At 64.8% G+C, this 1,951-nt stretch carries 2 protein-coding genes; both read right to left on the bottom strand.

The genetic code is table 11. From position 1 onward, the window contains the following. Positions 1 to 1,074: tRNA 2-thiouridine(34) synthase MnmA (gene mnmA, locus WA702_RS08515; RefSeq protein WP_425110082.1), on the bottom strand; the 1,074-nt coding region annotated here is incomplete at its 3' end. 407 nt (positions 1,075 to 1,481) lie between these two features. Then, a partial coding sequence (locus WA702_RS08520) for a hypothetical protein (protein WP_425110083.1) occupies positions 1,482 to 1,951 on the bottom strand: 470 nt, incomplete at its 5' end.

The raw sequence follows: 1,951 nt of genomic DNA on the forward strand, positions 1-1,951 counted from the left end.
GTCGTAGAATACGCAGGCCTGACCGGGCGAAACGCCCTCCTCGCCGCCGGCCAGTTCGACCTCGTAATGCCCATGGCCGCCGCGCAGCCACGCCGGCTGCGGCGGACGGGTCGAACGCACCCGCACGAACAGCTCGAGGCCGCCGCGCAGCGCCGTATCGAGCGGGCCGTCACCGATCCAGTTGACCTCGCGCAGCACGAGGCGGCGGGTGCGCAACGCCTCGCGCGGCCCGACCACGACGCGGCGCGACGTCACCTCGAGCTTCACCACATAGAGCGGCGCGGCAGCGGCGATGCCGAGCCCCTTGCGCTGGCCGATGGTGAAATTGGCGATCCCGTGATGGGCGCCGAGCACGCGGCCTTCGAGATCGACGATCTCGCCCGGCTCCATCGCGTTCGGGCGCAGGCGTCCGATGATGTCGGTGTAACGCCCGGTCGGCACGAAGCAGATGTCCTGGCTGTCGTGCTTGTCGGCGACTTCCAAACCGAAGCGGCGCGCCAGCTCGCGCACCTCGGGCTTGGTCAAGTCGCCGAGCGGGAAGCGCAGATAGTCGAGCTGCTCGCGCGTGGTTGCAAACAGGAAATAGCTCTGGTCGCGATCGCTGTCCGCAGCGCAAATGAGAGCGCGAGAACCTTCGGCCAGCCGGCGCGAAGCGACGTAGTGACCGGTGGCCAGCACTGATGCGCCGAGCTCGCGCGCGGTCTTCAACAGATCGCGAAACTTGATCGCGCGGTTGCACTCGATGCAGGGCACCGGCGTCTCGCCCGAGGCGTAGCTCGCGGCGAAATTGTCGATCACCTGCTCGCGAAAGCGGTCCTCATAGTCCAGCACGTAATGCGGAATGCCGAGCCGCTCGGCGACATTGCGCGCATCGTGAATGTCCTGGCCCGCGCAGCAGGCGCCCTTGCGATGGGTCGCCGCGCCATGATCGTAGAGCTGCAGCGTGATGCCGACGACGTCGTAGCCTTCCGACTTCAACAGCGCAGCCGTCACCGACGAATCGACGCCGCCCGACATGGCGACGACGACCCTGGTATCCTGCGGACGGCCTTCGAGATCGAGACTGTTGAGCATGTTTTCAGGTTACTGCGATCGCGGCCTCGAGGGAACAGGCTCCGCCGCGGAGACCTCTTCGCCCGGCGCCATCATGCGGTTGGCATACCCCCTTGCGCGATTCCAGACCAAGGGATTGAGGCCGGTGCGGAAACGAATGGGGAGCACCTCTTTAATATAGGCGCAGGTCCTGCGAAGCAATCGCGCTGGCCGCAGGCCTGAGCGGCAAATCTTGCCGGCCGGGCAGAAAAGGTGGGACCTTCCCGTTCCGGGGGATTGCGGAGACGTCTCTATAACTATCTGAAATTAAACAACAATATAATTTGAAGCCAATTGGCCCGCTCCTTGCTGAACTGGGACGGTTGATCAATCGCGAAAGGTTCCAAGGTGTTCAGCGTCTCCACTGAGATCCAGGCCAGCACGGCCTTTCAGAGCGCGCCAAAATCCACCCGGCCCGATCCGTCGCAAACCACCGACAGCTTCTCGGCCATGGTCGATGCCGCCGCCCCGGCGGATCCATCAAGCAGCGCGCCGCCGGCACCGCGCGCCAGCAGCGCGAATGCCTCCGGCAACAACAGCTCCAGCTCGCGCAGCAACAGCCCCACCGACCAATCCAGCGCGTCAAACGACAACAGCTCGTCCGCCACCGCAACCTCCGACAAGTCTGGCGGCCAGACCGACAAGACCTCATCGAGCGACAGCAAGTCCTCTTCCAAGTCCGATGGCAGCAGCACGGCGAAATCGACTGACAGCAGCTCGACCGATAAATCAAACCAGGACAAGGCCGCCAAGGACGACGGCAGCGGAACCGCGCTGGCAGTCGATCCCAACGCAGTAGCGACCCCGGTCGCGGCTTTGATCCAGCCGACCGCGACGCCGGCAACGACCGCAACAGCAA

The organism is Bradyrhizobium sp. (genome assembly GCF_049798375.1).
Lineage (GTDB): Bacteria > Pseudomonadota > Alphaproteobacteria > Rhizobiales > Xanthobacteraceae > Bradyrhizobium.